Source organism: Klebsiella sp. GG_Kp173, from assembly GCF_040062415.1.
Taxonomy (GTDB): Bacteria; Pseudomonadota; Gammaproteobacteria; order Enterobacterales; family Enterobacteriaceae; genus Klebsiella; species Klebsiella quasipneumoniae.
Window position 1 is genome coordinate 1 of the sequence record NZ_JBEAFZ010000048.1, and the last position, 5,126, is coordinate 5,126.

5 protein-coding genes are annotated in these 5,126 nt (G+C 45.5%); 2 read left to right on the forward strand and 3 right to left on the reverse strand.

Features of this window, described 5'->3' with window-relative positions; all coding sequences use genetic code 11:
• Window positions 1-269 precede the first annotated feature (269 nt).
• Complete coding sequence (wbaP, locus tag ABLU50_RS15850; protein WP_064162953.1) at window positions 270-1,697, forward strand: undecaprenyl-phosphate galactose phosphotransferase WbaP; 1,428 nt, start codon at window positions 270-272, stop codon at window positions 1,695-1,697.
• Between the two features lie 934 nt (window positions 1,698-2,631).
• Here the strand turns inward: wbaP and ABLU50_RS15855 are convergent.
• The 3 genes from ABLU50_RS15855 to ABLU50_RS15865 all read right to left on the reverse strand — a co-directional run bounded on the left by ABLU50_RS15855 (window position 2,632) and on the right by ABLU50_RS15865 (window position 3,875).
• Window positions 2,632-3,054 carry a helix-turn-helix domain-containing protein gene (locus ABLU50_RS15855; RefSeq protein ID WP_087833086.1) on the reverse strand — a complete coding sequence of 141 codons (423 nt, stop codon included), beginning with the start codon at window positions 3,052-3,054 and terminating at the stop codon, window positions 2,632-2,634.
• Window positions 3,054-3,245, reverse strand: coding sequence for a Rop family plasmid primer RNA-binding protein (locus ABLU50_RS15860; protein ID WP_000166328.1), 192 nt, complete (start codon window positions 3,243-3,245; stop codon window positions 3,054-3,056). The genes ABLU50_RS15855 and ABLU50_RS15860 overlap by 1 nt, the downstream gene beginning before the upstream one ends.
• 480 nt (window positions 3,246-3,725) lie before the next feature.
• On the reverse strand, window positions 3,726-3,875 hold the full coding sequence (locus ABLU50_RS15865) for a hypothetical protein (RefSeq protein ID WP_017880354.1): 150 nt from the start codon (window positions 3,873-3,875) through the stop codon (window positions 3,726-3,728).
• Between the two features lie 557 nt (window positions 3,876-4,432).
• Here ABLU50_RS15865 and ABLU50_RS15870 point away from each other — a divergent pair.
• Window positions 4,433-4,546: a replication initiation protein gene (locus ABLU50_RS15870; RefSeq protein ID WP_073511950.1), complete on the forward strand. Its 114-nt coding sequence runs from the start codon at window positions 4,433-4,435 to the stop codon at window positions 4,544-4,546.
• Window positions 4,547-5,126 lie beyond the last annotated feature (580 nt).

Consider the following 5,126-nt stretch of genomic DNA (forward strand, 5'->3'; position numbering starts at 1 on the left):
GACTATCACTTATTTAAGTGATATTGGTTGTCTGAAGATTCAGGGGGTCAGTCTACAAGTAATCAACAATGAAACGCGAATTCAGATAATAAGTGCAACTCTCGGTCATGTGGATGGAATTCAGTGAGCACAAGACGATTTCGGCAGTTCATCCCGAAGGGAGCAGACCTAAGTCCTGGCACCTCGGTGGTGCTTGCTGAGCTAAGACAGACGGCTTAGAGTTGTACTTCGGACTTGCATCTGTCATACATTTTAAAGGATGAATATTAATGAAGTATATGCATAAAAATAACATAGTCAGTACAAGTCTAGCGTTGTCTGACTTAGTCAGTTTTGCTATTTCGGTCGGCTTAGTACTAGGAATCCATGCCTTATGTACTACAGATTTCAATCATACCTTGCTGATGACACAGCTAGAAGGGTGGTTCACGCTGCATGCTATTGTTGTTCTTGGCTGTGTCGGCTGGTATTCAGTCCGCCTGCGGCATTATTTTTACCGTAAAACATTTTGGTTCGAATTGAAAGAAATTTTGCGAACCTTAGTAATTTTCTCGGTCTTTGAAACATCAATTATTGCTTTTACAGACTGGTTATTCCCAAGTGTCATCTGGGCTTCTATCTGGATCGTTACATTTATATTACTGCCAACACTGCGCATGACAACTAAACGTCTACTAGATATAGTTGGCCTCTGGAGGCGTGAAACATGGATTCTGGGAAGTGGAAAAAATGCAGTTGAGGCCTTTAATGCCGTAAGCAGCGAACGTAATTTAGGTTTATCAGTAATCGGCTTTATTGCTGGCGAAGCTAATAGCCAACAAGTTAGTGCTATCGCAGGGATCCCTGTGATTAATCCTGATGCTGAATGGTTAGCTCTACAGGATAAGAAAACACAATTCATTGTAGCGGTTGAAACGAACCAAGCTGACTTACGCAACGCTTGGTTAAGAAATTTTATGATCAAAGGATACCGTTATGTTTCAGTCATCCCTACATTGCGTGGCATGCCATTAGATAGCACTGATATGTCCTTTATTTTTAGCCATGAGGTAATGATCTTCCGCGTTCAACAAAATCTGGCTAAAGTTTCTTCAAGGGTACTAAAGCGGATTTTTGATATTTTTGGGTCACTCGCTCTTATTGTTATTCTTTCTCCAGTCTTAATTTATATTAGCCGTAAAGTGAAAAAAGATGGTGGGCCTGCGATTTATGGCCACGTGCGGGTAGGGAAAAATGGAAAATCTTTTAAATGCCTTAAATTCCGTTCAATGGTGGTTAATTCAAAGGAAGTATTGACTGATGTTCTTGCCAATGATCCTGAAGCTCGTGCTGAATGGGATTTAAACTTTAAGTTAAGGAATGACCCGCGCGTAACTAAAATAGGTGCATTTTTGCGCCGCACAAGTCTAGATGAACTACCTCAATTATTTAATGTGCTAAAAGGGGAAATGAGTTTAGTGGGGCCACGACCAATTATAACTGAAGAGCTTGAACGTTATAATGATGAAGTGGGTTACTACTTACTTAGCAAACCAGGAATGACAGGCCTCTGGCAGGTAAGTGGGCGCAGTGATGTTGACTATGAAACCAGAATTTATTTTGACGTTTGGTATGTTAAAAATTGGTCAATATGGAATGATATTGCGATACTATTTAAAACGGTTAGTGTCGTAATTAAAAAGGATGGGGCTTACTAAGGAAGGTGCGATTTAATCCTCAGAGATTGTACACCATTCTGTGTAAATACTTTTTTCTCAGAAGTGACCATCTAGGTGGTCACTGACCCCATTCACTGATGCTTTTCCTCGCATGACTTACGTCGCTGTGACCTGCTCCCCGTTGATTAATACACCGCGATGTTAGTAATGAGTCGTGTATTTAGGCGATAGCGCCCTATTTACCATAATCCCTTCTTACGCGCACCGCGAAAACGGCCTCAGGGCGTTTCTGACGGGAAACCGGCAAAACAGGCAACAAACCACCCGAAAACCCGCCAGAAACGCGCAGGCTCTGTTTTTACGGCATGCATGAGTATGCGCGCAAGTGCATAGCGCGGAAATTCACGCCATTCAGCCGGGGTAAGTCCTGTTTCCGGCGTTCTTCCCATCCGAAAACGGTGAACGGGGACGCAATTTATTGCGTGGCCGTGAAGCGTTGCCGGCGCAGCCGGAAAACCGGTTTTCAGCACGTTCAGGAATCGGGTTCGTCGACGGCCGGCAATCACGTTATGGCAAGTCGCCGGACGACTCACCACACGATTCACCGGCGATTCGACTCGTGACTTGACTCTAGAGTCACCACGGTCATAAAAACGCCAAATCGACGATTCGACTTTAGAGTCAAGTCGTCATAAGTTACTGATAGTGTGGAGTGAGTCGTCGATGACTCTATGACGAGTCGTCGGCAAGTCGTACACGAATCACCGACGACTTGGATTGACCTTACAGAAGGTAATACTGCGTAATTTAATAACAACCAACTAACTGATATTAATGAGTTATCTGCAAAAATTTAATTTTGCGTGGGGTGTGGATATTTTTAGTGTGAGGAGCGTTCAGAGATCTGACGATTTTTGGGAAGGTTCACGAACGCCCCGGCATGGCCGGAGAGGAAAACTCAAGCATGGCGGGATCAGGATTTTTTCCAGAATTTCCACCACGGGGAATGGGGTGGTGAAGAAGGTTCGTGCTTGTGCTCCAGAAGCTGCATAGCCTGACGAAGGGAATCAATATGCTCATCTCGAGCCTTAACAGCCCCTTTAAGACCATCGTTTTCAGCTTCAAGTAAAGCGATTCTATGTTGTAAATCATGTAAACCAACGCTGTTAATACCTGTAGATTCTGCGTCACTTTTTACATCATATTTTACAGCATCGATTACACCATCAAGAGAACCAAACACTCTAATAAGCTCTGATGTATCAATAACTTTAATATCCTTCCCGTGCTTTACAACAGAGGTGTAACTTAACTTACCACTGTTAATCATCTTGTAAATAGTAGGGCGACTAACCTTAACAAGCCGTGCTGCTTCACTAATAGACACTCTGGCCATCAGTTACCATCCTGTAATGCATCCAGTCTCGAGGACAGTGTACGGAAAAGATGCTCCGCATCATCGTGGAGTTTCTCACAAAGGTCGGCCTCAGCATCGAGATCAAGCTCGTTAAGCTTCTCCAGCAGGAGCAGAGACTGATTCTGGATGAATTTAGCCATGTTCAGCGCTGTTTTCTGTTGTTTCGTCATAAGGGACCTCAGAGCATCAGTGCTCAGTGTAAAACCGGTAAGGGGGTCGGATATACGAATGGTTCAGAGAACGGATCTGAGGTAATCCTGTAGTTATTTTGTAGTTTATCTGTAGTCATCGCACTAAAAATCAGGATTAAGTCATCAGCTTTTGTAGTCTTTCTGTAGTTTACCTGTAGTCCGGAAAAATAATCCGTTCATGCGAGCATGAACGAGGTCGTTAATGACGTTTTTTTGTCACCGACGCCCCTTAACCTCCGCAGATCACCCGGCCAGAATGATAATATTTTGGCCCTTAAATGGTCATACACCTAACGCAGCCGCGATTTTCATCGCAACTGCATGAATTAAAAGGTAAAAATTGAAATCTCCGTTTATTTATGTAATACGCAACGTATTACAATCACCTGTAACCACATGAAAATAAAGAAATAAAATGTAATACCGGCGTATTACCACGTACGCGAGCAAGCGAAAAAGCTATAACGCTTCCCGGCCGACAGGTGGCCCGGAATCCACAGGGGCGTGCAGGTTCTCTTCAGTAACCTGCGCCATTAAATCAAAAAGGTCATATTCGCCGGGAAGCTGCGTATCAGTCGAATCCAGTTGTTCATCATATTCAGATGGCATGGGGTGATATCCAGTAGCTGAGAGGTTGTTAGCGGGTTTCGGGGCGCAGCCCTGAACCAGTCAAATAGCACGTGCGGAGTGTATACGGGCTCAATATGCTACGGTGGAGTAACACGTTATGAAAGTGCTTCATGTGACAGAGGAAAGTGCAGCGGCGGGGCGTACGGGAGAAAATGGAAGCCCGGGGATATGACGCCTCCTCGCTCACTCAGTCGCTGCCGCTCCTGCCGTTCGGCTGCGGCGGGCGTTACCTGCACACGGATAAGAGCAAAGACATACGGCATGACAAGCGGGGCAGCAAAAGAATGCGCCGCTGCCGTTTTTCCATAGGCTCCGCCCCCCTGACAAGCATCACAGAATCTGACGCTCAAATCAGCGGTGGCGAAACCCGACAGGACTATAAAGATCCCAGGCGTTTCCCCCTGGTAGCTCCCTCGTGCGCTCTCCTGTTCCTGCCTTTCGGTTTACCGGTGTCATTCCGCTGTTATGGCCGCGTTTATCTCATTCCACGCCTGACACTCAGTTCCGGGAAGGCAGTTCGCTCCAAGCTGGACTGTATGCACGAACCCCCCGTTCAGTCCGACTGCTGCGCCTTATCCGGTAACTATCGTCTTGAGTCCAACCCGGAAAGACATGCAAATGCGCCACTGGCAGCAGCCACTGGTAACTGATTTAGAGGAGATAGTCTTGAAGTTATGCGCCAGTTAAGGCTAAACTAAACGAACAGTTTTGGTGACTGCGCTCCTCTAACTAGCCAGTTACCTCGGTTCAAAGAGCGCCAACTCTTGGAACCTTCAAAAAAACCGCCCGCCAAGGCGGTTTTTTCGTTTCTAGAGAAAGAGATTACCCGCAGAAAAAGATGATCTCAAGAAGATCCTTTGCCAGTAGCGTCAGCCTTCCCTCAGTAGTAAGCTGCAGTAATGCAGCCAATCTATTGATACTTCCTTGCACACCACCTTAAGGACCTCTTGCTGCGGCGAGCATTGCGTGCGAAAAATGCGCACCATTCCCCCGAACCAGACACGGTGAATCCTCTAGCGAGGATTTCACCGTGTCTACTGGCTGCAAAAAAGCCCTCTGACAAAAGAGGGCTGTTATCTGATATAGGCTTGTTTAGTGCCATTCTTGCGACTAGTTTTTAGTCTCGCCATATAATCGATTGATATATAATGTTTTTTGTTTTAAATAACAACAAGTTGGATTTGCCCCTATATTTCCAGACACCTGTTATCACTTAACCCATTACTGGCC

Coding starts and splice junctions, on each gene's coding strand:
- wbaP (WP_064162953.1), top strand. CDS start 270: ATGAAGTATATGCATAAAAATAACATAGTCAGTACAAGTCTAGCGTTG.
- ABLU50_RS15855 (WP_087833086.1), bottom strand. CDS start 3,054: ATGGCCAGAGTGTCTATTAGTGAAGCAGCACGGCTTGTTAAGGTTAGT.
- ABLU50_RS15860 (WP_000166328.1), bottom strand. CDS start 3,245: ATGACGAAACAACAGAAAACAGCGCTGAACATGGCTAAATTCATCCAG.
- ABLU50_RS15865 (WP_017880354.1), bottom strand. CDS start 3,875: ATGCCATCTGAATATGATGAACAACTGGATTCGACTGATACGCAGCTT.
- ABLU50_RS15870 (WP_073511950.1), top strand. CDS start 4,433: ATGCACGAACCCCCCGTTCAGTCCGACTGCTGCGCCTTATCCGGTAAC.